Below are 23348 nucleotides of genomic sequence, written 5' to 3'. Positions count from 1 at the left end.
AAGTGCGTCCGAAAACACCCCCCAGGAGCCCCCTATGACCGCTGTTCCGCAGGAGCGCCGCATCGTCACCGCGATCCCCGGCCCCAAGTCGCAGGAGCTGCAGGCCCGCCGTCTGTCGACGGTGGCCGGTGGCGTGGGCTCCGTGCTCCCCGTCTTCACGGCCCGCGCGGGCGGCGGCATCATCGAGGACGTCGACGGCAACCGCATGATCGACTTCGGCTCCGGCATCGCCGTGACCTCGGTCGGCGCCTCCGCCGAGGCCGTCGTGCGCCGCGCCGCCGCGCAGCTCGCCGACTTCACCCACACCTGTTTCATGGTGACCCCCTACGAGGGCTACGTGGAGGTCTGCGAGGCCCTCGCCGAGCTCACCCCGGGTGACCACGCGAAGAAGTCGGCGCTGTTCAACTCCGGCGCCGAGGCCGTCGAGAACGCCGTCAAGATCGCCCGTTCGTACACCAAGCGCCAGGCCGTCGTCGTCTTCGACCACGGCTACCACGGCCGTACGAACCTCACGATGGCGCTGACCTCGAAGAACATGCCGTACAAGCAGGGCTTCGGGCCGTTCGCCCCCGAGGTCTACCGCGTCCCGGTCGCCTACGGCTACCGCTGGCCCACCGGCGCCGAGAACTGCGGCCCCGAGGCCGCGGCCCAGGCGATCGACAACATCGTCAAGCAGATCGGCGCCGAGAACGTCGCCGCGATCATCATCGAGCCGGTCCTCGGCGAGGGCGGCTTCATCGAGCCGGCCAAGGGCTTCCTCCCGGCCATCGTGAAGTTCGCCAACGACAACGGCATCGTCTTCGTCGCCGACGAGATCCAGTCCGGCTTCTGCCGAACCGGCCAGTGGTTCGCGTGCGAGGACGAGGGCATCGTCCCCGACCTGATCACGACCGCCAAGGGCATCGCGGGCGGCCTGCCGCTCGCCGCCGTGACCGGCCGCGCCGAGATGATGGACTCCGTGCACGGCGGCGGCCTGGGCGGTACCTACGGCGGCAACCCGGTGGCCTGCGCCGGTGCGCTCGGCTCCATCGAGACCATGAAGGAGTTCGACCTCAACGCCGCGGCGAGGAAGATCGAGTCGATCATGAAGTCCCGCCTGACGGCCATCCAGGAGAAGTACGACATCGTCGGCGACATCCGCGGCCGCGGCGCCATGATCGCGATCGAGCTCGTCAAGGACCCCGCCTCCAAGACCCCGAACCCGGAGGCGGCCGCCGCGCTCGCCAAGGCCTGCCACGCCGAGGGCGTCCTCGTCCTCACCTGCGGCACCTACGGCAACGTGCTCCGCTTCCTGCCGCCGCTCGTCATCGGCGAGGACCTGCTGAACGAGGGCCTGGACGTCATCGAGGCCGCGTTCGCGACCCTCTGATCGAACGTCTGACACAGGCGGTAGAACGCAGGGACTCGATCTTCGATCACCACGCGTTCACTACCGCGGGTAACGGTCGGGCGCTGTGAAGAAGGTGTGGGGGGCCGATGGCGGGAGCGTTTTCCTGCTGTCGGTCCCCCTTCCGCTGCCGTACGGTTTCTGCAGATGAGTGAGACACCCCGCTTCCGGGAAACCGGGGGCGACACCAGTACCGGGCTTCCCCAGCGCCGTACTGGGCATGCGTTCGCGCACACTCCTCAGCGATCGGACGGCCGCACGCCCCAAACCCCCCGGGGCGCCCGGCAACCCGATCCGGGCGGCCGCCCCGGAACCACCCCCCCTGTTCCGGGGCGGCCGGCCACTCTCCGTTCCGGGTTCCCCGGGACCTCGGCGGCCTACGCGGTCTCCGCACTCTGCGTAGCGCTCTTCGCCCTGATCACCTGGCAGGTCCTCGTGTCCGGGCCCCTGCTGGTCCCGGACGCCGGCCTCAGCCGGGCGCTCGTGCGCACCGTCCCCGACGCGGTCACCCAGCGCCTCTCCGATCTCGGCAACATCCCGGTCGCGGTCCCCGTCCTGCTCCTCGCGGTGGTCCACGCCGCCCGGCGCGGCAACCGCCGGGGCGCGGCGGCCGCGGCGCTGGCCATGGTCCTGGTGCCGGCCCTGGTCGTCCCGTTGAAGGAGTGGACCGGCCGGCCGGGCCCGCTGGAGCCCTGGGCCTCCGGCTACTACCCCTCGGGCCACACGGCCACCGCGTACGTGGCGTACGTGGCCGCGGCCCTGCTCGTGCGCCCGTACACCCGGGGCCGCTGGCCCCTCCCCCTCGCGGCCGGCCTCACCGCCCTGACGGCGACGGGGCTGATCCTGCGCGGCTACCACTGGCCCCTGGACGTCCTGGCCAGCCTCCTGATGTGCACGCCGCTGCTGCTGGCGGTGCACGCCGTCATTCGCCGCGGCTCCCGGCGCTCCGCACCAGGGCGATGAGCACCAGCAGGACGGCGGCGAGCGTCGCGATGTCCCGGGGCTCCCAGCCCTGCTGGAGGGCGAGGACCAGGATCGCCGTGATCGCGTAGGGCCAGGAAGGGGGCTTCTCCCCCTGCGGATCGGGTGTGGGCATGGCAGGTCTCCCGGAGTCGGTTCGGCGGGTGGAAGAACCACGATCGACCGCCCCCTCGGTTGTCCGCTGCGGAGCTTCGGCAACACCGCAGTTCGCCGGCCGGAATCGGGGACAATGCGGTGATGTCCCGCTGGACAACGACGAGGGCGGGGGGGAAATGGGGCGTCCGCAGGGCGAGTTACGGGGGCGAACCGCGCAGGCGAACGCGCTGGCGCAGTGGCTGCGCACCGTGATCGGCCATGTTCCGGTACGCGATCTGGAAGCCGCCCTCTACGTGGGCAAGAGCTCATGGGGCGCCTACCGCAACGGTTCCACCCTGATCACCGAGAAACTGCTGACCGAGGTCGTGGACCGCTACGTTGCCGACTCCGCGATGCGCGAGCGCCAGCGCGCCGAGGGCCTGCGGCTGCTCGCCGAGGCGGAGACGGCGGGCCGGACCCTCAAGGAGGGCGGCGGGCAGGCTCCGCTCATGGTGCGTCAGCGGCCGCGCGAGCCGCTCGCACTGGCTCTGCTGCGGCTCGACGACGCCCGGCTCCTCCAGATGGAGGCGATGCGCAAACTCGCCGACTCCGAGAAGCAGTGCACTCTGCTGGGCAGCACGGTGAAGGTCCTGCAGGACCGCTGCCTGGTGCTGGAGCAGGAACGGGACAGTGCGCGGGAGGACCGCGCGAGGCTCCAGCGGGAGCTGGACCTGTCGCTGGAGTACCGGCGGCAGGCCGGCGAGCAGTTGGAGCACGCCCGCCAGGCCCGGTCGGCGGCGGAGCGGCTCACGCTGACCGCAGACGAGCGCGTCACGCGCGAACGCATGGCCGTGGAGCGGCAGGCTGCCGGTGCCGCACCGGCGGAGGAGCCGGAGGACGCCCGGCGCGACGCGTCCGGCGAGGCTCTGGGCCTGCCCCCGCTCGACCAGATCGAGGCCGTGCTGCGGGCCTCCCGCGCCCAGTTGGAGGAACAGGACGAGGAACTCGACGACCTGCGCGGACGCATGGGCGACGAGCCCGCCGAAGGCGCTCCGCAGTCGCAGCCGCCGATTGTCCGGAGCTCCCTACTGGACAACGAAACCGCCGGTCGGCGCGGAGTTGTCCGGCCGGATCCGGTGGACATCGCGGAGGAGTCGGAGGACGACTTCGGCGTCTACGACGCGCCGCCGGCCTGGTACACACAAGCTCAGACCGCGGGCGCGCCCACCGACCCCGCCCCCGTACGGGGCGCACCGACCGTCGGACCCGGACACCTGGCGATCCTGCGCTACCGCACCGGCGACGGCACCGTCCACCAGATCACCCGCACGTCGGCGCCCGGACGCCCGCACCCCGAGTGGCAGCTCCTATACGAACTGCGCGCCCGGGGCGTACCTCCGAACCAGGTGCTGGACGTACGCACCGAGCTGGAGGCCTGTGACCTGCCCGGCGGCTACTGCGCCCGGATGATCCAGGAGACCTGGCCCAGAGCCGTGGCCCTGCGCGACATCCCCTACGGCGGGGACCTCGCGAGCCGCCGAGCGGGCATGTGGGAACTGCTGACCCGTCGAGATGCCGATCAGGCGCCGGTCCGCACGCCCCTTCTCCGCGCCCCGGCCGAGCCCCAGGGGTCGGGGGTCGCGTCCGCCGCGCACCACGTGGCGCGCGCCTTCGCGCCGGAGAACGTCGTGCGGTTCACCTGGCTGGACGCACTGCGCACCGGGGCGCCCGCGGTCGTCCAGGAGACTCTCGTGGAGGCGGGCCTGCCCCGGGACTTCGGCCCGTTCTTCTGGGCGCTGCCCGAGCCGGACCAGCCCTGGGCCACGTCCTCGGACGTGGCGCTGCTGTGCAACGCGCTCGTGGCCTCGGGCGCGGACATCTCGCTGGTCGTGGGACACGACTTCGGCCGGGCGCTGTGCGTCGAGCGAAAATCCCTGCGCGTCGTGGCCGTTCCGCTGGACTCGCCGGGCACCGTGACGACGCAGTTCGTCAACTCGGGACTGCCGGACTTCGCTCACTGCCTCGCGCTCCTCGGCCGGATGTGGCCGCTGCGTCACGGACTCACCCCGCAGCGGGCCGGCCGCTGGACCGAGGAGTTCCAGTCGGAGCTGATGCGACTCGACCCTCCGGCGCTGGCCGGGTCGGAGAGCTGGTGGTCCCTGCTGCTGGAGCAGATGTGGGACGGGCTGCTGTGAGGCAGGGCCGGGGCGTGCGTGCCCCGGCCCTGCCCCGTCCGACGGCCGTTCGGCCGGCGGTCAGCCGCCGAAGTAGGCGTCGAAGTTCTTCGAGAACTCCCAGCTGCCGAAGCGGTCCCAGTTGATCGACCAGGTCATCAGGCCGCGCAGGGCGGGCCAGGTGCCGTGCGTCTGGTACGTCCCGCAGTTGGTCTTCTTCGTCAGGCAGTCCAGCGCCTTGTTGACCTCCGCCGGTGAGGTGTGGCCGTTGCCCGCGTTGGTCGTGGCCGGCAGGCCGATGGCGACCTGGTCCGCGCGCAGCGGCGGGAAGACGCGGGCGGTGTTGCCGGCCACGGGGAAGCCGGTGAGCAGCATGTCCGTCATGGCGATGTGGAAGTCGGCTCCGCCCATGGAGTGGTACTGGTTGTCGAGGCCCATGATCGAGCCCGAGTTGTAGTCCTGGACGTGGAGCAGGGTGAGGTCGTCGCGCAGGGCGTGGATGACCGGCAGGTAGGCGCCGGCGCGCGGGTCCTGGCCGCCCCAGGGGCCGGATCCGTAGAACTGGTAGCCGAGCTGGACGAAGAAGGTCTCGGGGGCCATCGTCAGGATGAAGTCCGGGCCGTACTTGGCCTTCAGGGTCTTCACGGCCGAGATCAGGTTGACGATCACCGGGGTGGTGGGGGCGCGGAAGTCGGTGTCGCCCGTGGCCAGGGAGAGGGAGTGGCCCTCGAAGTCGATGTCGAGGCCGTTGAGCCCGTACTCGTCGATGATCTTGCTGACGGAGGAGACGAAGGTGTCGCGGGCCGCCGTGGTGCCCAGCTGGACCTGGCCGTTCTGGCCGCCGATCGAGATCAGGACCTTCTTGCCCGCGGCCTGCTTGGCCTTGATGGCGGCCTTGAACTCCGCGGCCGATTCGACGTTCGGGCACTCGCTGACCGGGCAGAGCTGGAAGCGGATGTCGCCCGAGGTCACCGAGGTGGGCTCACCGAAGGCCAGGTTGATGACGTCCCACGAGGCGGGTACGTCGGCCATCCGGACGTAGCCGGAGCCGTTGGCGAAGCTGGCGTGCAGGTAGCCGACCAGGGCGTGCGCGGGCAGGCCGGGGTTGCCCGGGTTGCCGGGGCCGCTCGGCGTGGCCACCTGGACGGTGGCGCTCTTCGGGGATTCGCCGGCCGCGTTGACGGCGCTGACCTGGAAGGAGTACGTCGTGGAGGCGGTGAGGCCGGTGACCGTCGCCGAAGTGGCGCTGACGGTGGTCGGGTTCGCGCCGTCCCGGTAGACCTTGTACGAAGTGGCCCCGCTCGCCGCCGCCCAGGAGAGGCCGACGGTGGTCGAGGAGGAGGCCGACCCGGTCAGCCCGGTGGGGGCGGCCGGGATCTGGGGGCCGGGTCCGGAGCCGCCGGGGTCGGGGCCGACGAGGGTCACGTCGTCGGTGAGGTGCGGCGGCTGGCCGTACCAGCCCTGCGTGTACACGGTCACCGAGGTGGTGCTCGCGCCGGTACGGAAGCTCGTGCTCAGCTGCTTCCAGGCACCCGGGGTCTGGGTCCAGGTCTGCGGGTCCGTGGTCCCCGTGCCGGTCGCGCCGAGGTAGACGTACGCGCCCTGCACCCAGGCGCTCAGCGTGTACGCGGAGTCGGGCTTGACGGTGACGGTCTGGGAGCAGCGGGCGTTGTCCTGCCCGGCCGGAGTCCCCTTGAGGGCGGAAGTGCCGCCGTGCACGGGGGTGCTGACGGCGGCTCCGCTGCCGGCCGAGCAGCTCCAGCCGTCCAGGCCGGCTTCGAAGCCTCCGTTGCGGACGAGGTCGGCGTCGGCCGCAGCGGCCGGCTGCCCGACGGCGAGGAGGCCGGCCGCGGCGAGGGCGGCGGCGGTAAGGAGGGACAGCGCGGAGCGTATGACGGTGGGTCTGGCGGGACGGATGGGGCCAGCAGGACGGGTGGGGCGCACAACTGCCTCCGGTGCATGGGGGGATGGAGCCGGGCCGCGCGCGGGCGAGCCGTGGGGGAAGGCGCAGCGGCGCCCAAGATGGTCCAGACCAATCTTCTTGTCAAGACTTCCCGCCCGTCCGGCCCACGACGCGCGCCGCCGCCTCGTGCATCGCGGTCTCCAGCACCGCCGGATCGGTGAGCGTGCCCCGCCCGTCCGGGACGACGAGCCAGCGGACCCCGCCCGTGGCCCGGCCGGGGTACGGAACCACGATCCAGGTCCCGCGCCCGGCTCCCCGTACGCCCGTCCCGATCCAGCGCGACGCGGTGCCCGGGGGCACGAAGAAGCCCAGCCTGGAGTCGCCGAAATCGGCGAGCACCGGGCCGGGCTCGTCCAGCAGCACGTCCAGTACTTCGAGGGTGGTGTGCCCCAGCTCCCCCGGCAGGATCAGCACGTCCCACCGGTGACCGGCGGGCAGCAGCGCGACCCCGAGGGGGTTGCGCTCCCACTCCCACCGGCAGGCGTCCGGATCGGGCGCCACCGAAACCAGCCAGTCCACCGCCGTCTTGTCCCCCGGGATCGTCATCGCCCGGCCTCCGCTCTCTGTGGGTGAGGTGAAGCGTTCTCACCAGTGAGAGCGGGGCCGGGCGCAGGTATGACGCGGGTTTCGTTACTCCGTGGTAGTGAAGCAGGTCACACTGCCGGGGGCGATGTGCGCCCGGGGCGCGCGGAGGTCGTTTACCCGATCAGCACACCGTCGCCGCGCGGCCTCAGCTGTCGAAGCCGAGACCGAAGCGGTCCAGCGTCTTCAGCCACAGGTTGCGGTGTCCGCCCGTCCGGTCCGCCCGGGCCAGCGACCACTTCGTCATCGTGATGCCGGTCCAGGCGAAGGGCTCCGGCGGGAAGGGCATCGGCTTGGAGCGGACCATCTCCAGCTCCGTGCGTTCGGTCTTCTCCCCCGCCAGGAGGTCCAGCATCACGTCGGCGCCGAAGCGGGTGGCCCCGACGCCCAGACCGGTGTAGCCGGCCGCGTAGGCCACCTTGCCGGCGTGCGCGGTGCCGAAGAAGGCCGAGAAGCGCGTGCAGGTGTCGATCGCCCCGCCCCAGGCGTGGCTGAACTTCACCCCTTCCAGCTGCGGGAAGCAGGTGAAGAAGTGCTCGGCGAGCTTGAGGTAGGTCTCGGGCCGGTGGTCGCGCTCGGCGTCGAGCTGGCCGCCGTACGGGTAGATCGCGTCGTACCCGCCCCACAGGATCCGCCGGTCGGGGGTGATCCGGAAGTAGTGGAACTGGTTGGCGCTGTCGCCGAGCCCCTGCCGGTTCTTCCAGCCGATCGAGGCCAGCTGCTCCTCGGTCAGCGCCTCCGTCATCAGCGCGTAGTCGTAGACCGGGACGGTCAGCGGGCGCACCCGCTTGACCAGCGACGGGAAGATGTTGGTGCCCAGGGCCACCCGGCGGGCGAAGACCCGGCCGTACGGGGTCCGCACGGCCATCCCGGCTCCCGAGCCGGCCAGGTCCAGCCCGCGCGTGTTCTCGTAGATCCGGACGCCCAGCTCCAGGCAGGCCCGCTTCAGGCCCCAGGCGAGCTTCGCCGGGTTGAGCATGGCGACGCCGTCGCGGTCCCAGATCCCGCCGAGGAAGGTCGGGGAGTCGACCTCGGCCCGCAGGGCGTCCGCATCCAGCCATTCGGAGCGGCCGGCGAGGCCGAGCCGCTCGGCCTCCGCGTGGAACTCGCGGAGCTCCGCGACCTGGTGCGGCTCGGTGGCCACGTCGATCTCACCGCTGCGCTCGAAATCGCAGTCGATGCCATAGCGGGCGACGGCCTCCTCGATGGCGTCGAGGTTGCGGGCGCCGAGGTCCTCCAGCTTGGCGAGCTCGTCGGGCCAGCGGGCCATCCCGTTCGCCAGGCCGTGGGTGAGGGAGGCCGCACAGAAGCCGCCGTTGCGGCCCGAGGCGGCCCAGCCCGCCTCGTGACCCTCGATGAGGACGACGTCCCGGGCGGGGTCGCGCTCCTTGGCGATCAGCGCGGTCCACAGGCCGCTGTAGCCGCCGCCGATGACGAGCAGATCGCAGTGCTCGTCCCCGGTGAGGGCGGGCTCGGCGGCCGGCCTGCCGGGGTCGTCCAGCCAGTACGAGACCGGCTTGGCTCCGGAAAGAGATCGTGCAGCGGTGCGCATGGCGTCTGGGGCCATGTCTTCCAACTCCCTACAGGTGTTACTTGGGCTGTGCTTTCTTGCGGCGGTTGGCGACCATCTGGCCGCCCAGCACCACCAGGACCGCGATGACGAACATCGCCGTGCCGATGACGTTGATCTGTACAGGCGTACCGCGCTGGGCCGATCCCCACACGAACATGGGGAAGGTGACGGTGTTGCCCGAGTTGAAGTTGGTGATGATGAAGTCGTCGAAGGAGAGCGCGAAGGAGAGCAGCGCGCCCGCCGCGATGCCGGGGGCCGCGATCGGCAGGGTGACGCGCAGGAAGGTCTGCACGGGACCGGCGTAGAGATCGCGGGCCGCTTCCTCCAGGCGGGGGTCCATGGAGAGCACCCGGGCCTTGACGGCGGCGACGACGAAGCTGAGGCAGAACATGACGTGGGCGATCAGGATCGTCCAGAAGCCGAGCTGGATGCCCATGTTGAGGAAGAGGGCGAGCAGCGAGGCCGCCATCACGATCTCGGGCATGGCCATCGGCAGGAAGATCAGCGAGTTGACCGCGCCGCGACCCCGGAACCGGTAGCGGACCATCGCGAAGGCGATCGCGGTGCCCAGCACGGTCGCGCCGATGGTGGCCCACAGGGCGATCTGGAGCGAGAGGGACAGGGAGCCGCACATGTCGGCGACCCCGCAGGGGTCCTTCCACGCGTCGAGGGAGAACTCCTGCCAGGCGTAGTTGAACCGCCCGGTGGGGTTGTTGAAGGAGAAGACCGTGACGACGACGTTCGGCAGGATCAGGTACGCGAGCGTGCCGAGCCCCGCGATCACGACGAGATTGCGGCGCAGCCAGGTGGTGGCGCTCTTCATCAGACCAGGTCCTCCGTCCCCGCTCGGCGGATGTAGATGGTGACCATGACCAGCACGATGGCCATGAGGATGAAGGACAGCGCGGCCGCCGTCGGATAGTCGAGGATGCGCAGGTACTGCGACTGGATGACGTTTCCGATCATGCGGGTGTCCGTGGAGCCGAGCAGTTCGGCGTTGACGTAGTCGCCGCTCGCCGGGATGAAGGTGAGCAGGGTCCCGGAGACCACGCCCGGCATGGACAGCGGGAAGGTCACCTTGCGGAAGACCGTGGCGGGGCGGGCGTACAGGTCCCCGGCCGCCTCGTGGAGGCGGGTGTCGATGCGCTCCAGCGAGGTGTAGAGCGGCAGGATCATGAAGGGGAGGAAGTTGTACGTCAGACCGCAGACGACCGCGAGCGGCGTGGCGAGGACGCGGTCGCCCTCGGTCATGCCGAGCCAGCTGGTGACGTCCAGGAAGCCGACCGTGTTGAGGACGCCGACCACGGGGCCGCCGTCGGCCAGGATCGTCTTCCAGGCGAGGGTGCGGATCAGGAAGCTGGTGAAGAACGGGGCGATGACCAGCACCAGGAGCAGATTGCGCCAGCGGCCCGCCTTGAAGGCGATCAGGTAGGCCAGCGGATAGCCCAGCAGCAGGCACAGCGCGGTCGCGGTGCCGGCGTAGAGCAGGGAGCGCAGGAACTGCGGGTAGTACTCGGTGAAGGCGTCCCAGTAGGTCTGGAAGTGCCACTTGACCTTGAAGCCCTCTTCGAGGGAGCCGGTCTGCACCGAGGTCGAGGCCTGGTAGACCATCGGCAGCACGAAGAAGACGAGCAGCCACAGAATGCCCGGGAGCAGCAGCCAGTAGGGGATCAGGCGCTTCTTCAGGGACGGCTTGTGCACCGGGGGCTCGGCACAGACGGCGACCTCGGGCAGGGTCGCGGGGGCGCTCACGCGCTCTCCTCGACCGTCTCGATGCCGGCGTCGATGTCCTGTGCCGCGTCCAGGCCGAAGGTGTGGTCCGGGTTCCAGTGCAGTATCACTTCGGCGCCGGGGACGAGGCGGGCGTCGCGCTCGATGTTCTGCACGTACACCTCCAGCTCCGGGCAGACCGGGCTGTCGATGACGAACTGGGTGGAGACGCCGATGAAGGAGGAGGCCGCGATCTTGCCGGCCACCTTGTTGCGGCCGGTCTCGATGGTGCCCTCGGCGTCCGCGTGGACCAGGGAGATCTTCTCCGGGCGCACCCCGACCAGCAGCTTGCCGCCGGCGCGGGGTGTGGTCGAACATCGCGACGCCGGGACGCGCAGCTTCGTACCGGCGGAGGAGACGACGACGTCGGAGGCGCCGGCCTCCAGGACCTCGGCCTCGATGAGGTTGGAGGTGCCGAGGAAGTTCGCCACGAAGGTCGTCTTCGGGTTCTCGTAGAGCTCGGCGGGGGCGCCGAGCTGCTCGACACGGCCGCCGTTCATCACGGCGACCGTGTCGGCCATGGTCATGGCCTCCTCCTGGTCGTGCGTGACGTGCACGAAGGTGATGCCGACCTCGGTCTGGATGCGCTTGAGCTCCAGCTGCATCTGGCGGCGCAGCTTGAGGTCGAGGGCGCCGAGCGGCTCGTCGAGGAGCAGTACCTGCGGGTGGTTGATGAGCGCACGGGCCACCGCGACGCGCTGCTGCTGGCCACCGGAGAGCTGGTGCGGCTTGCGCCCGGCGAACTGGCCGAGCTGGACCAGCTCCAGCATGTCGTCGACCTGCTTCTTGACTGACTTGATGCCTCGGCGGCGCAGCCCGAAGGCGATGTTCTCCGAGACGTCGAGGTGCGGGAAGAGGGCGTAGCTCTGGAAGACGGTGTTGACCGGGCGCTTGTACGGCGGCAGGTGCGTGACCTCGCGGTCGCCGAGGCTGACGGTGCCGGTGGAGGGCTCCTCCAGGCCGGCGATCATGCGCAGGGTGGTGGTCTTCCCGCAGCCCGAGGCGCCGAGCAGGGCGAAGAAGGAGCCCTGGGGGATGGTGAGATCCAGCGGGTGCACGGCGGTGAAGGATCCGTAGTGCTTGCTGATCCCGGCGAGGCGGACGTCGCCGCCTTCGGTCTTGTCAGTCATGGGCCTGGGCCTTCGGTGGTGTGTCGTGGAAGGGGCAGGTGCCGGTACGGGTGCTGGTGCCGCGGGGACGGCGGCGGGACCCGTCAGGCTCCGATGAGCTTGGCGAACTTCTCCTCGTACGCCGTCTCTTCCTCGCTGGTGAGGGAGCGGAAGGCGTGCGACTTGGCGGCCATCGCCTTGTCGGGGACGATCAGGACGTTGTCCGCGAGCTCCGGGTCGATCTTGGCCAGCTCGTCCTTGACGCCCTCGACGGGGCAGACGTAGCTGATGTAGGCGGCCAGCTGGGCGGCCACCGGGGGCTCGTAGTAGTAGTCGATGAGCCGCTCCGCGTTGGCCTTGTGCCGGGCCTTCACGGGGACCAGCAGGTTGTCGCTGGAGCTGATGTAGCCGGGCGCCGGGATCGCGTACTGGATGTCCGGGTTGCCGGCCTGCAGCTGGATGACGTCGCCGGCCCAGGCCAGGCAGGCTGCGAGGTCGCCCTTGTCGAGGTCCGCCGTGTAGTCGTTGCCGGTGAAGCGGCGGATCTGCTTCTTGTCCACGCCCTTCTGGAGCCGGCCGATCGCCCCGTCGAAGTCCGCGTCGGTGAAGTTCGCCGGGTCCTTGCCCTGGTCGAGCAGGGTCATGCCGACGCTGTCGCGCATCTCGGTGAGGAAGCCGACGCGGCCCTTGAGGGAGGGGTCGTCGAGCATCTGGGTGACGGAGTCGACCTTCTTCCCGCCGGTCGCCTTGGTGTTGTAGGCGATGACGGTGTCGATGCCGGTCCAGGGGTAGCTGTACGCCCGGCCCGGGTCCCAGTCGGGGCTGCGGAACTGCGGGATCAGGTTGGCGTAGGCGTGCGGGAGGTGCGAGGGGTCCAGCTTCTGGGCCCAGCCGAGGCGGATGATGCGCGAGGCCAGCCAGTCGGTGACGACGATCAGGTCGCGGCCGGTGTCCTGGCCAGCCGCGAGCTGGGGCTTGATCTTGCCGAAGAACTCGACGTTGTCGTTGATGTCCTCGGTGTACTTGACCTTGATCCCGGTCCGCTTGGTGAACTCCTCCAGCGTGGGACGGGACTTCTCGTCGTCGCTGGTGTCCATGTACTCGGTCCAGTTGGAGAAGTTGATCTCCTTCTCCTGCTCCGAGTGGTCGTCGGAGGCCGCGGCGGTGCCCTCCGCGCGCTTGGCCGGCGGGATCCCGCAGCCGGCCAGCGCGGACAGGCCGCCGAGGGTGAGCGCTCCGACTCCGGAGGCGCGCAGCACGGAGCGGCGGGTGAGGGCGCCGCGCCCGGTGGTGAGGCTGCGCCGCATGGCGGCGAATTGCGCCGCCGAGAGGCGGTCGGGCTCGAACTGCTCCATGGGAGGTGCCCTTTCGGGATGGGTGCGAACCGCCGGTCGGGCGGCCCTACGTGGTTATCTGTCCCCGAAGATCGTGCGGTGCCAGTCCTTCGCGGCCACTGCGGTGTTGTCGTACATCACGTGCTTGACCTGCGTGTACTCCTCGAAGGAGTAGCTGCTCATGTCCTTTCCGAAGCCACTGGCCTTGTAGCCGCCGTGGGGCATCTCGCTGATGATCGGGATGTGGTCGTTGACCCAGACGCAGCCCGCCTGGATCTCCCGGGTGGCACGGTTCGCCCGGTACACGTCACGGCTCCAGGCGGAGGCGGCGAGCCCGTACGGCGTGTCGTTGGCCAGCGCGATGCCCTCGTCGTCGGTGTCGAAGGGCAGGACCACGAGGACCGGCCCGAAGATCTCCGACTGGACCACCTCGCTGTCCTGGGCGGCGCCGGAGATCAGCGTGGGCCGGTAGTACGCGCCCTCCGCGAGGTCTCCCCCGGGGATCTCGCCGCCGGTGACGACGGTGGCGTACGCGCGGGCACGCTCGACGAACCCGGCGACCCGGTCGCGCTGGGCGTGCGAGACCAGCGGGCCCAGGTCGGTGGCGGGGTCGAAGGGGTCTCCGACGCGGACGGTCTCCATCAGCTCGGCGACCCGGGCGACGAAGGCGTCGTGGAGGGGGCGCTGGACGTAGGCACGGGTGGCGGCCGTGCAGTCCTGGCCGGTGTTGATCAGGGAGGCGGCGACGGCGCCGTTGGCGGCGGCCTCCAGGTCGGCGTCGTCGAAGACGAGGAACGGGGCCTTGCCACCGAGCTCCAGGTGGAGGCGCTTGACGGTGGCGGTGGCGATCTCGGCGACCCGCTTGCCGATGGCGGTGGACCCGGTGAAGGAGGTCATGACCACGTCCGGGTGGCCGACCAGGTGCTCGCCCGCGTCCCGGCCGGCGCCGGTGACGATGTTGACCACGCCGTCCGGCAGGCCCGCCTCCTTGGCCGCCTGGGCGAACATCAGGGAGGTCAGCGGGGTGAGCTCGGCGGGCTTGAGGACGATGGTGTTGCCCGCGGCGATCGCCGGGAGGATCTTCCAGGCGGCCATCTGCAGCGGATAGTTCCACGGCGCGATGGACCCCACGACCCCGATCGCCTCGCGGCGTACGTACGAGGTGTGGTCCCCGGAGTACTCGCCGGCGGCCTGCCCCTGGAGGTGGCGCGCGGCGCCCGCGAAGAAGGCGGTGTTGTCGACGGTCCCCGGGACGTCGAACTCCGTCGACAGCTTGACCGGCTTGCCGCACTGCAGGGACTCCGCGAACGCGAACTCCTCCGACCGCTCGGCCAGCACGCCGGCGAGCCGGTGCAGCGCGTCGGAACGCTCCCCGGGGGTGGCTCCCGACCAGCCCGGGAAGGCCCGCTTGGCGGCGGCGACGGCGGCGTCCACGTCCGCGGTGGAGGCCAGCCCGTAGGTGAGCACCTCCTCGCCGGTGGCGGGGTCGACCACGGTGTGTGACCGGCCCGAGGTGCCGGGCCGCAGCTGCCCGTCGATGTACTGCGCGCCTGCGGCGAATCGGTCCTTGACCTGGACCTTGACCTGGAAGCGGTTGCCCATCACGCTCTCACGCTCTCCGTAGCTACAGTTCGAGCTACAGCTCGAATTGAGTGCCGATCCTGGCAGAGGGAAACCCCTCGGCCAAGTGATTCCGTTGTTGCCTTTTGATTACGCGACGGAATCGGTCGACCATGTGTCGAGGCGCGCCCGAAATCCCGTACGAAGTGTCCGGTGCTCCTGCGAGACTCGCATGCATGGAGAACATCGAGGAACTGATCGGGCAGGTCAGCCGGGGTGAGCAGCTGAAGTTCCTGCCGTTCTGGGGACACCGCCCGCGGCCCGACGGGACGCTCGGACCGAGCTGCCTCAGTCAGTGGTGGCCGTCCGAGTTCACCGTGGGTGACGTGCGGTACGCCACCGCCGAGCACTGGATGATGGCCGGAAAGGCGCGCCTGTTCGAGGATGCCGAGGCGGAGCGCGCGGCCCTGGAGGCGAGGACTCCGGCCGAGGCGAAGAACGCCGGCCGGCTGGTGCGCGGCTTCGACAACGCGGTGTGGGAGCGGGAGCGGTTCGCGCTGGTGGTGGAGGGCAGCGTGCACAAGTTCGGCTCCGATCCGGCGCTGACCTCGTACCTGCTCTCGACCGGGAAGCGGGTCCTGGTGGAGGCCAGCCCCCTGGACCGGATCTGGGGCATAGGCCTGGCCGCCGACGACGAGCGCGCAAAGGACCCGGCGCGCTGGCCCGGCCTGAACCTGCTGGGCTTCGCGCTCATGGAGGCGCGCGAGCGGCTGCGGGCGGAGCTTTAGCCGCCTTTAATCGCTCGCAGCCGATGCGGGTGTGCGACTAGCGTGATCCTTGTCCAGGTGCGCAGGTGAGACCTACTTCCACTGTTAATGGGGCGGCCGCGGGTTCGAGTCCCGTCACCGGCTTCGGGCCGGTGTAGCTCAGTTGGCAGAGCACCACGTGGTTTCACCGACCTCGATCTCTGGACACCTCTTCACGCACCTCCCGGTGCGCGGGCAGCGGCTCCTTCTTTTGCAGAGAAACCCAGGCCGCCGCCACCTTGATCTCGGGAGGCCCACGTACGGGAAGCCCGGTGCGCAGGCAACGGTTACTTCTCCGGATCAGCGGGTCGCGGGTTCGAGTCCCGCCCGGCTCCGGCCGGTAGCTCAGACGATGAGAGCAGCTGACACAAGTCCGTCGTCGACTTCCGATCTCGGGCCTCCCGTACGTCCCGCCTCCCCCGGTTTCCACTGAATTCGGGGGGATTCACATGGCTCGTTTCAACCTGCTCCGCTCCAAGGCGGCGCCGGCTCCGTCCACCGCGCCCACCTCACCCACGTCTCCCACCTCGCCGGTCCGCTCCACCGGCCGCCGCGCCGCCAACGCGCACGGCAGCCCCGGCTTCGTGCGCGATCCGCGCTCCGAGCTGTTCCTGCTCGCCGTCGCCAACTTCGTGACGCAGCGGACCGCTTACGAGTCCGGCCAGGACCGCGACGACCGGTACGGCGCGCTCGTGCGCACCCTCGCCGTGAAGGATCCCGAGTGGACCGCCGGCCTGCTCGGCTGGCTGCGGCGCGACGGCAACATGCGGACGGCCTCGCTCGTCGGAGCCGCCGAGTACGTCAAGGCGCGGCTCGACGCCGGAGCGACCGGCGGGCCCTCGAACCGGCAGGTCGTGGACTCCGTACTGCTGCGCGCGGACGAGCCCGGCGAGCTGCTCGCCTACTGGACGGCCGCCTACGGGCGGAGCGTGCCCAAGCCCGTCAAGCGCGGGATCGCCGATGCGGTGCGCCGCCTGTACTCCGGCAACTCGCTGCTGAAGTACGACACGGCTTCCCGGGGATACCGCTTCGGCGACGTCCTCAACCTGGTGCACCCCGCCCCCGACCCGGCCAAGCCCTGGCAGGGCGAGCTGTTCCGGTACGCCCTCGACCGCCGGCACGCCCCGGAGACCGCCGAGGTGCCGTCGGACAACCGCACCCTGCGCGCGCACCGGGCCCTGATGGAGCTGCCCGTGGCGGAGCGCCGGGCCGTGGTCACCGCGGCGGACGGCGCCGAGCGGCTCGCCGCGGCGGGCATGACCTGGGAGGCGCTGGCCGGCTGGCTGCAGGGGCCGATGGACGCGGCCGCCTGGGAGGCGGTCATCCCGTCCATGGGCGCGATGGCGCTGCTGCGCAACCTGCGCAACTTCGACGAGGCCGGGGTCTCGGACGCGGTGGCCGAGCGGGTCGCGGCGAAGATCTCCGACCCGGAGACCGTCGCGCGGGCCCGGCAGTTCCCCTTCCGCTACCTGGCCGCACACCGGCACGCGCCCTCGCTGCGCTGGGCGTACCCGCTGGAGCGGGCGCTGGGCCACTCCCTGGCCCACGTACCGTCCCTGCCCGGGCGGACGCTGGTCCTGGTGGACCGGTCCGGGTCGATGTGGTCGCCGCTGTCGGACCGCTCGCAGCTCAACCGGGCGGACGCGGCGGCCGTCTTCGGGACGGCGCTGGCGCTGCGCGCCGAGGACGCGGACCTGGTGCAGTTCGGCTCCACCAGCAAGGCGGTCGGTTTCCGTCGCGGCGAATCGGTGCTGAAGGTGCTGGAGCGGTTCGAGGACCTCGGCGGGACCTACACGGCGGAGGCGGTGCGCACGCACTACGCGGGACACGACCGGGTCCTGATCGTCACCGACGAGCAGGCCACGTACGCCTACGGCGGTGATCCCACGGCCCTGGTGCCGGACACGGTCCCGGTCTACACCTGGAACCTCGCCGGATACCGGGTGGGCCACGCGCCCTCCGGGTCCGCGCACCGGCACACCTTCGGCGGGCTCACCGACGCGGCCTTCCGCATGGTGTCCCTGATCGAGGACGGCCGGGACGCGAAGTGGCCCTGGGAGACCGGGCAGACGGACCCGGTCGCCTGACGGCGGGACGGAGGGCCGGACGGGGACAGCAGGTGTCCCCGTCCGGCCCTTCCGCTGGTGCCGCCGTGCGGATCAACCCCGGTGGAGGACCTGGGTGTTCTCGAACGGGGACGTGTAGTCCGAGTCGTAGTCGGAGTCGGATCCCCCGTCCCCGATCATGAAACCGAAGATCATGACGGCGATGACCAGACAGCTGATCACGATGCCGACCACGCCGGTGATGATGCCGGCCAGCGCCATGCCGTCGTTGTCGGCCTCACCGCGCTTGGCCTTGCCTCGGGCCAGTACGCCGAAGATGACGGCCGGGACGCCGAAGAGCAGGCCCAGGTAGCAGCTGACCACGGCGATGATCCCGAGGACGAGCGCGGCGATGCCGAAGCCGTTGCTCATGGGCCGGTACCCGGGGTATCCCGGATACCCGGGGTAGCCCGGCTGGCCGCCGTACGACGGTTGCGGAGCGCCCTGATGGGTGGGGTGGCCGCCGTACGGGGCCTGCGGCGCGCCCGGCTGCGCCGGGTAGCCGTACCCGGCCGGATCCGGCTGCGCCGGATAGCCGTAGGCGGGTATCTGCCCGGACTGGGATGCGGGCCCTGACTGGGGTGCGGGCCCGGACGCGGCCGGCGGGACGCCTCCACCGCCGGGCATCCCCGTGACGGTCTGCTGGTCGTGCACCCCCGGCGTCCCCGGTGCCGCCTGTGCTCCCTGCCCGCCCTGCTGTTTGCCCAGGTCGACCGCGGGCTGCTCCAGCGGCGCCCAGGGGTCTCGCGACTCGGGGCTCTGATCGGTCATACGGCGCCCCCCTCTCGTACGGCCATGCTAAGCGCTCCCTCCGACAGGCCCCGTCGCCGGTGCGGATCCTGCCTACGATGAACCCCGTTCCATCCGCACCGCGTCCTTCGGAGGCACCCTCATGCCCGACCTGCACCCCTTCATCGCGGGGCTGCCCAAGGCCGAACTTCACGTCCACCACGTCGGCTCGGCCTCCCCCCGCATCGTGGCCGAACTCGCCTCCCGGCACCCCGACTCCAAGGTCCCCACGGACCCCGAGGCCCTCGCCGACTACTTCACCTTCACCGACTTCGCGCACTTCATCGAGGTCTACCTCTCCGTCGTCGACCTGGTCCGCACCCCCGACGACGTGCGCACCCTCACCTTCGAGATCGCCCGCGACATGGCCCGGCAGAACGTCCGGTACGCCGAGCTCACCATCACCCCGTACTCCTCCACCCGCCGCGGGATCGACGAGAAGGCCTTCATGGAGGCCATCGAGGACGCCCGCAAGGCCGCCGAGACCGAACTCGGCGTGATCCTGCGCTGGTGCTTCGACATCCCCGGCGAGGCCGGCCTCGAAGCCGCCGCGGAGACCGCCCGCCTCGCCGTCGACCTGCGCCCCGAGGGCCTGGTCTCCTTCGGCCTGGGCGGCCCCGAGGTCGGGGTGCCGCGCCCGCAGTTCAAGCCGTACTTCGACGCCGCCCGCGCCGCCGGACTGCACAGCGTGCCGCACGCCGGCGAGACCACCGGCCCGGAGACCGTCTGGGACGCGATCCGCGAACTGGGCGCCGAGCGCATCGGCCACGGCACCAGCTCGACCCGGGACCCGGAGCTGCTCGCCTACCTCGCGGAGCACCGCATCGCGCTGGAGGTCTGCCCGACCTCCAACATCGCCACCCGCGCCGTCGCCACCCTGGACGAGCACCCCGTCAAGGAGATGGTGGCGGCCGGCGTGCTCGTCACCATCAACAGCGACGACCCGCCGATGTTCGGCTCCGACCTCAACAACGAGTACGCGGTGGCCGCCCGCCTGCTGGACCTCGACGAGCGGGGCCTCGCGCAGCTCGCGAAGAACGCCGTCGAGGCCTCCTTCCTCGACCCGGCCGGCAAGGCGAAGCTCACCGCCGAGATCGACACGTACACCTCCGCCTGGCTGGCTTCCTGACGGCTGCGCAGAATGGGTGCATGCGCACCCTGACTGCCGTAGGACACCGCGGGGATCCCTACCGCGTCCGCGAGAACACCCTGCCCTCGATCCGGTCCGCCTTCGAGCGGGGGGCGGACGCGGTGGAGATCGACGTACGGATGACCCGGGACGGGGTCCCCGTACTGCTCCACGACGAGGACCTCCAGCGGCTGTGGGGCCATGACGTACGGCTCGAAGACGTCACGGCCCCTCAGTTGAAGGAGCTGACGGACGGCGGGATCCCGACGCTGCGCGACGCCCTGATGGCCGCCGGCGCGGGCCGGGTCATGATCGACCTGCCGGGTGCGACGGCCGCGACCGTACGGACCGTGGTCGGCCAGGTCCGCGAATGCGGGGCCCGCGACCGTACGTACTACTGCGCGGGTCCGACCACCATGCTGGCGGTGCGCGCCGCCGATCCGGGCGCCGAGATCGCGCTGACCTGGACCACGCTGGCTCCCCCGCGCCGGGTGCTGACCGACGCGGTGGCACCCGGCTGGCTCAACTACCGCTTCCCGCTGGTCGGCCCGGAGCTGGTGGAAGCCCTGCACCGGGACGGCCTGCTGGTGTCGGCCTGGACCCCGGACACCAAGCGGTCGATGCGCGCGCTGATCAGGGCCGGGGTCGACTCGATCACGACGAACCGGGTGGACGCGCTGAGAGCCGTACGGGCCGAGCTCGGCCGGTGAGCCGCGCTCGACTGGTGAAGCGTGCCTGGGAGGAGATCGGGGCGCGGATCCGGCGGGCCGGTCCGCTCCGGCAGGACCTGGGGCTGACACTGCTGGTGCAACTGGCCGTCACGATGCCCTTCGTGGTGCCGCGGTCGGCGGAACTGCCGCCCGCGGACTGGGCCTCGTACGCGATGACCACGCTCGGGGTGCTGCCGCTGGTGTGGCGGCGGCGGGCTCCGGTGACGGTGCTGGTCGCGATCCTGGCGGCCGGCGGCGTGTACAACCTGGCGGGTGACGGCCCGGGGCAGCCGCTTCCGTACGCGGGGCTGCTCGCCTTCTACACGGTCGCCCTGCGGTGCACGCCCCGGGTGCGGCTGATGGTCGGCGGACTCACGGTCCTCACGGTCGTCCTGTCGGTGTACTGGAACACCGGGACCGCGCGCGAACTGCTCTTCACCTTCTTCGTCTCCGGCGCCGCGTACGCGCTGGGGCGGCTGCAGCACACCCGGCAGGCGTACACCGCGGCCCTCCTGGACCGGGCGGCCCAGCTGGAGCGCGCCAACCGGATCGAGGCGGAGCAGGCCGCCGCCCGCGAACGGGCCCGGATCGCACGGGAGATGCACGACATCCTCTCGCACGCGGTCAGCATCATGATCGTGCAGGCGGAGGCCGGTCCGGTGGCCGTACGCAGGGCCCCCGAACGCGCCGAGGCCGCGTTCGAGGCCATCGCGGAGACGGGCCGCGACGCCATGGCCCAGCTGCGCACGATGCTGGGGGTGCTGCGCACGGACGAGGCGGCTCCGCGCTCCCCCCAGCCCGGCACCGGGGAACTGGCGGGGCTGCTGGAGCGGGTCCGCGGCAGCGGGCCCCAGGTGCGTCTGGAACGCACGGGTACGGTGCGCGCCCTGCCGGCGGCGCTGGAGGCGACGGTGTACCGGGTGGTGCAGGAGGCCCTGACCAATGTGGTCAAGCACGCGGGAGCCTCGGCGGTGGCCGTGCGTCTGGAGTACGGGGAGCGGGAGCTCACGGTGACGGTGACGGACGACGGGCGGGGTCCGGACGCGGGGGCGGATGCGGGTGCGGATCCGGGGGCGGATGCGGGCTCCGTGCCGCGGGCGCGGCCGGGCGGGCACGGCCTGATCGGGATCCGCGAGCGGGCCGCCGCCCACGGGGGCACGGCCCGGACGGGACCCGGTCCCGACGGCACCGGCTTCGAGCTGCGCGTCGTCCTTGTAACGTCGGGCGCGGAGGTGGGGAAGTGACGATCCGTGTGGTGGTGGCCGACGACCAGGAGCTGGTGCGCAGCGGCTTCGCGATGATCCTGGACGCCCAGGAGGACATCGAGGTGGTGGCGGAGGTCGGCGACGGGGCGGCGGCGGTCGCGGCGGTACGGTCCCTCGCGCCCGACGTGGCGCTGCTGGACGTCCGGATGCCGGTGCTGGACGGGATCGAGGCGTGCCGGGAGATCTCGGGGACGAGTGCCTGCCGGACGGTGATGCTGACGACCTTCGACTCGGACGAGTACGTGTACGAGGCCCTGCACGCGGGGGCCAGCGGGTTCCTGCTCAAGGACGTGCGGCGGGACGATCTGGTGCACGCCGTACGGGTGGTGGCGGCGGGCGATTCCCTGCTGGCGCCTTCGGTGGCCCGGCGGCTGATCGCGCAGTACACGGCGGCGACCGCCCGGCCGACGGCCGGGGAGACGGCCGGGGAGGCGCTGTCCGCGCAGCGGCTGGAGGTGCTGACGGCACGTGAGCGGGAGACGTTGCTGCACCTGGGCCGGGGTCTGTCGAACGCGGAGCTCGCGGCGGAGCTGATGGTGAGCGAACACACGGTCAAATCACATGTGGGCAACGTGCTGTCGAAGCTGGGGCTGCGGGACCGGATCCAGGCGGTGATCTGCGCGTACGAGACGGGTCTGATCGCGGCTGGCTCTCCGGTATCTCCCTCTGGGGAGTGAGACGAGGCGGGTCTCCTCGCTCTCGGTAGTGAGTTGTCGTACCGGCAAAGACCCCTCTCTGTGGTGATCCGCAACTACCGCTGTGACCTGCAGCATTGAGGTCATCGGGGCGGAAGTCGCCCGGAGAGCCGACAGGGGGATCCCACCATGAACCGAGCGACCCGCACGCTGATCGCCACCGCCCTGGTCCTGGGCATCGCGGCCGGACCGGCCGCCGCCGCCCAGGCCGGGCCGGCGCGGGCTTCGGCCACCGCGGCCCCGGCCGCGCAGGGCCCCGTACCGCAGGTCCCGACCCCGCCGAACGCCACGGCGCTGGAGCAGGCGATCGCGGGGCTCGGGGTGGGACACGAGGACGCCACGGCCGCACTGGTACGGGTGGGTGGCACGAGCGGGAGTTGGCAGGGCGGTTCGGGTGTCGCGGACATCCGCACCGGGCGCCCGGCGATCGAGCAGGGCCGCTTCCGGGCCGGGTCGGTGACCAAGGCCTTCACGTCGGCGGTGGTGCTCCAGCTCGCCGCCGAGGGCAGGCTGGACCTCGACGGGCCGGTCGGCCGGTACCTGCCCGATTCCGTCCCCGGGGCGTACGGCACGGTCACCGTCCGGCAGCTCCTCAACCACACCAGCGGGATCCCGGCGGCCGACGGCCCGGGCGACTCCTTCGAGGCCCAGTGGGAGCACCGCTTCGACGTGACCGATCCGCACGACCAGATCGCCGGCGCGGTGGCCAAGAACCCCGAGTTCGTCCCGGGCACGGCCCAGCACTACCTGAACATCAACTACACGGTGCTGGGCGTGCTGATCGAGAAGGTGACGGGCACGACGTACGAGAAGGCGGTCGCGGCGCGGGTGCTGAAGCCGCTGGGGCTCCGGGACACCTCGTTCCCGGGCCGTCTCCAGACCCGCATACCGGGTCGCCACAACCACGGGTACCAGGCGGTGGCGCGGGAGGACGGTTCCACCGGGCTGCGGGACGTGACGGAGTGGAACTCCTCGGACCGGTGGGCGGCGGGAGACATCATCTCCACCACGGCCGATCTGGAGCGGTTCACCGTCGCCCTGTTCAGTGGACGCATCGTCCCGGCGGCGCAGTTGGAGGAGATGTTCACGGTCCCCGGGGTGAAGGACTTCGTCACGGGCAAGTCCGCCACGATGACGGCCGGGTTGGCGCGGATCGTGCTGCCCGACGGCACGGTCGCCTGGGGCAAGACGGGCGGCCGGCACGGCTACAACACGGCGATAGGCGGGACCCGCGACCTGTCCCGCACCCTCGTGTACTCAGTCAACTCGACCGATGCCAAGGGCCAGGACATGAACCCGGTGGCCCTCGGCATCGTCATGGCGGCCTTCGCCCAGTAGCGC

Annotated in this window: 20 protein-coding genes; 10 read left to right on the top strand and 10 right to left on the bottom strand. The window is 71.2% G+C overall.

Features of this window, described 5'->3' with window-relative positions:
• Positions 1–34 precede the first annotated feature (34 nt).
• Positions 35–1369: a 4-aminobutyrate--2-oxoglutarate transaminase gene (gabT, locus tag OG435_RS32160; RefSeq protein ID WP_266881388.1), complete on the top strand. Its 1335-nt coding sequence runs from the start codon at positions 35–37 to the stop codon at positions 1367–1369.
• A 453-nt stretch (positions 1370–1822) separates the two neighbouring features.
• Entirely contained in the window at positions 1823–2350 is a 528-nt protein-coding gene (locus OG435_RS50195; RefSeq protein WP_323187927.1) for a phosphatase PAP2 family protein, read from the top strand.
• Here the strand turns inward: OG435_RS50195 and OG435_RS32150 are convergent.
• Positions 2310–2483 (bottom strand): hypothetical protein, encoded by a 174-nt coding sequence (locus OG435_RS32150; RefSeq protein ID WP_266881386.1) that lies wholly within the window; start codon positions 2481–2483, stop codon positions 2310–2312. The two genes, OG435_RS50195 and OG435_RS32150, sit on opposite strands and share 41 nt — an antisense overlap.
• Before the next feature lie 157 nt (positions 2484–2640).
• Here OG435_RS32150 and OG435_RS32145 point away from each other — a divergent pair, with 157 nt between their 5' ends.
• Complete coding sequence (locus tag OG435_RS32145; protein ID WP_266881385.1) at positions 2641–4638, top strand: SUKH-4 family immunity protein; 1998 nt, start codon at positions 2641–2643, stop codon at positions 4636–4638.
• A 60-nt stretch (positions 4639–4698) separates the two neighbouring features.
• Here the strand turns inward: OG435_RS32145 and OG435_RS32140 are convergent, their stop codons facing one another.
• The 8 genes from OG435_RS32140 to OG435_RS32105 all read right to left on the bottom strand — a co-directional run bounded on the left by OG435_RS32140 (position 4699) and on the right by OG435_RS32105 (position 14550).
• Positions 4699–6534, bottom strand: coding sequence for a chitinase (locus OG435_RS32140; RefSeq protein ID WP_266882279.1), 1836 nt, complete (start codon positions 6532–6534; stop codon positions 4699–4701).
• A gap of 127 nt (positions 6535–6661) precedes the next feature.
• Positions 6662–7126 (bottom strand): hypothetical protein, encoded by a 465-nt coding sequence (locus OG435_RS32135; RefSeq protein WP_266881384.1) that lies wholly within the window; start codon positions 7124–7126, stop codon positions 6662–6664.
• Between the two features lie 184 nt (positions 7127–7310).
• Positions 7311–8729 carry an NAD(P)/FAD-dependent oxidoreductase gene (locus OG435_RS32130; protein WP_266881383.1) on the bottom strand — a complete coding sequence of 473 codons (1419 nt, stop codon included), beginning with the start codon at positions 8727–8729 and terminating at the stop codon, positions 7311–7313.
• Between the two features lie 22 nt (positions 8730–8751).
• Positions 8752–9558 (bottom strand): ABC transporter permease, encoded by an 807-nt coding sequence (locus OG435_RS32125; RefSeq protein WP_266881382.1) that lies wholly within the window; start codon positions 9556–9558, stop codon positions 8752–8754.
• Positions 9558–10487 carry an ABC transporter permease gene (locus OG435_RS32120; protein WP_266881381.1) on the bottom strand — a complete coding sequence of 310 codons (930 nt, stop codon included), beginning with the start codon at positions 10485–10487 and terminating at the stop codon, positions 9558–9560. The genes OG435_RS32125 and OG435_RS32120 overlap by 1 nt, the downstream gene beginning before the upstream one ends.
• On the bottom strand, positions 10484–11635 hold the full coding sequence (locus tag OG435_RS32115; RefSeq protein ID WP_266881380.1) for an ABC transporter ATP-binding protein: 1152 nt from the start codon (positions 11633–11635) through the stop codon (positions 10484–10486). The genes OG435_RS32120 and OG435_RS32115 overlap by 4 nt, the downstream gene beginning before the upstream one ends.
• A gap of 83 nt (positions 11636–11718) precedes the next feature.
• On the bottom strand, positions 11719–12969 hold the full coding sequence (locus OG435_RS32110; protein WP_266881379.1) for a polyamine ABC transporter substrate-binding protein: 1251 nt from the start codon (positions 12967–12969) through the stop codon (positions 11719–11721).
• 54 nt (positions 12970–13023) lie between these two features.
• Positions 13024–14550 carry a gamma-aminobutyraldehyde dehydrogenase gene (locus OG435_RS32105; RefSeq protein WP_266882277.1) on the bottom strand — a complete coding sequence of 509 codons (1527 nt, stop codon included), beginning with the start codon at positions 14548–14550 and terminating at the stop codon, positions 13024–13026.
• 194 nt (positions 14551–14744) lie between these two features.
• Between OG435_RS32105 and OG435_RS32100 the strand changes: the two genes are divergently transcribed.
• Both OG435_RS32100 and OG435_RS32095 read left to right on the top strand, forming a co-directional pair.
• Positions 14745–15296 carry an NADAR family protein gene (locus OG435_RS32100; RefSeq protein ID WP_266881378.1) on the top strand — a complete coding sequence of 184 codons (552 nt, stop codon included), beginning with the start codon at positions 14745–14747 and terminating at the stop codon, positions 15294–15296.
• A 467-nt stretch (positions 15297–15763) separates the two neighbouring features.
• Positions 15764–17401 (top strand): TROVE domain-containing protein, encoded by a 1638-nt coding sequence (locus OG435_RS32095; RefSeq protein ID WP_266881377.1) that lies wholly within the window; start codon positions 15764–15766, stop codon positions 17399–17401.
• Between the two features lie 72 nt (positions 17402–17473).
• Here OG435_RS32095 and OG435_RS32090 read toward each other — a convergent pair whose 3' ends face one another.
• Positions 17474–18190, bottom strand: a complete 717-nt coding sequence (locus tag OG435_RS32090) for a DUF4190 domain-containing protein (protein WP_266881376.1) — start codon at positions 18188–18190, stop codon at positions 17474–17476.
• A 121-nt stretch (positions 18191–18311) separates the two neighbouring features.
• Between OG435_RS32090 and OG435_RS32085 the strand changes: the two genes are divergently transcribed.
• From OG435_RS32085 to OG435_RS32065, 5 genes are all read left to right on the top strand, one after another.
• A complete protein-coding gene (locus OG435_RS32085; RefSeq protein ID WP_266881375.1) occupies positions 18312–19337 on the top strand; it encodes an adenosine deaminase in 1026 nt (341 codons plus the stop codon).
• Positions 19338–19357: 20 nt separating this feature from the next.
• Entirely contained in the window at positions 19358–20047 is a 690-nt protein-coding gene (locus OG435_RS32080; protein WP_266881374.1) for a glycerophosphodiester phosphodiesterase, read from the top strand.
• On the top strand, positions 20044–21291 hold the full coding sequence (locus OG435_RS32075) for a sensor histidine kinase (RefSeq protein ID WP_430625731.1): 1248 nt from the start codon (positions 20044–20046) through the stop codon (positions 21289–21291). Before OG435_RS32080 ends, OG435_RS32075 begins: the two co-directional genes overlap by 4 nt.
• Positions 21288–21989, top strand: a complete 702-nt coding sequence (locus tag OG435_RS32070; RefSeq protein ID WP_266881373.1) for a response regulator transcription factor — start codon at positions 21288–21290, stop codon at positions 21987–21989. The genes OG435_RS32075 and OG435_RS32070 overlap by 4 nt, the downstream gene beginning before the upstream one ends.
• 147 nt (positions 21990–22136) lie before the next feature.
• Complete coding sequence (locus OG435_RS32065; RefSeq protein ID WP_266881372.1) at positions 22137–23345, top strand: serine hydrolase domain-containing protein; 1209 nt, start codon at positions 22137–22139, stop codon at positions 23343–23345.
• Positions 23346–23348: the final 3 nt, after the last annotated feature.

It is taken from the genome of Streptomyces sp. NBC_01264, from assembly GCF_026340675.1.
Classification (GTDB): Bacteria; Actinomycetota; Actinomycetes; order Streptomycetales; family Streptomycetaceae; genus Streptomyces.
This window is presented reverse-complemented; position numbering and strand designations above follow the sequence as displayed.

What these genes read in the sequence shown, in the direction of transcription:
- OG435_RS32115 (WP_266881380.1), bottom strand. Translation starts at nt 11,635, where the DNA reads ATGACTGACAAGACCGAAGGCGGCGACGTCCGCCTCGCCGGGATCAGC.
- OG435_RS32145 (WP_266881385.1), top strand. Translation starts at nt 2,641, where the DNA reads ATGGGGCGTCCGCAGGGCGAGTTACGGGGGCGAACCGCGCAGGCGAAC.
- OG435_RS32130 (WP_266881383.1), bottom strand. Translation starts at nt 8,729, where the DNA reads ATGGCCCCAGACGCCATGCGCACCGCTGCACGATCTCTTTCCGGAGCC.
- OG435_RS32065 (WP_266881372.1), top strand. Translation starts at nt 22,137, where the DNA reads ATGAACCGAGCGACCCGCACGCTGATCGCCACCGCCCTGGTCCTGGGC.
- OG435_RS32150 (WP_266881386.1), bottom strand. Translation starts at nt 2,483, where the DNA reads ATGCCCACACCCGATCCGCAGGGGGAGAAGCCCCCTTCCTGGCCCTAC.
- OG435_RS32105 (WP_266882277.1), bottom strand. Translation starts at nt 14,550, where the DNA reads ATGGGCAACCGCTTCCAGGTCAAGGTCCAGGTCAAGGACCGATTCGCC.
- OG435_RS32080 (WP_266881374.1), top strand. Translation starts at nt 19,358, where the DNA reads ATGCGCACCCTGACTGCCGTAGGACACCGCGGGGATCCCTACCGCGTC.
- OG435_RS32095 (WP_266881377.1), top strand. Translation starts at nt 15,764, where the DNA reads ATGGCTCGTTTCAACCTGCTCCGCTCCAAGGCGGCGCCGGCTCCGTCC.
- OG435_RS32100 (WP_266881378.1), top strand. Translation starts at nt 14,745, where the DNA reads ATGGAGAACATCGAGGAACTGATCGGGCAGGTCAGCCGGGGTGAGCAG.
- OG435_RS32090 (WP_266881376.1), bottom strand. Translation starts at nt 18,190, where the DNA reads ATGACCGATCAGAGCCCCGAGTCGCGAGACCCCTGGGCGCCGCTGGAG.
- gabT (WP_266881388.1), top strand. Translation starts at nt 35, where the DNA reads ATGACCGCTGTTCCGCAGGAGCGCCGCATCGTCACCGCGATCCCCGGC.
- OG435_RS32110 (WP_266881379.1), bottom strand. Translation starts at nt 12,969, where the DNA reads ATGGAGCAGTTCGAGCCCGACCGCCTCTCGGCGGCGCAATTCGCCGCC.
- OG435_RS32135 (WP_266881384.1), bottom strand. Translation starts at nt 7,126, where the DNA reads ATGACGATCCCGGGGGACAAGACGGCGGTGGACTGGCTGGTTTCGGTG.
- OG435_RS32085 (WP_266881375.1), top strand. Translation starts at nt 18,312, where the DNA reads ATGCCCGACCTGCACCCCTTCATCGCGGGGCTGCCCAAGGCCGAACTT.
- OG435_RS32125 (WP_266881382.1), bottom strand. Translation starts at nt 9,558, where the DNA reads ATGAAGAGCGCCACCACCTGGCTGCGCCGCAATCTCGTCGTGATCGCG.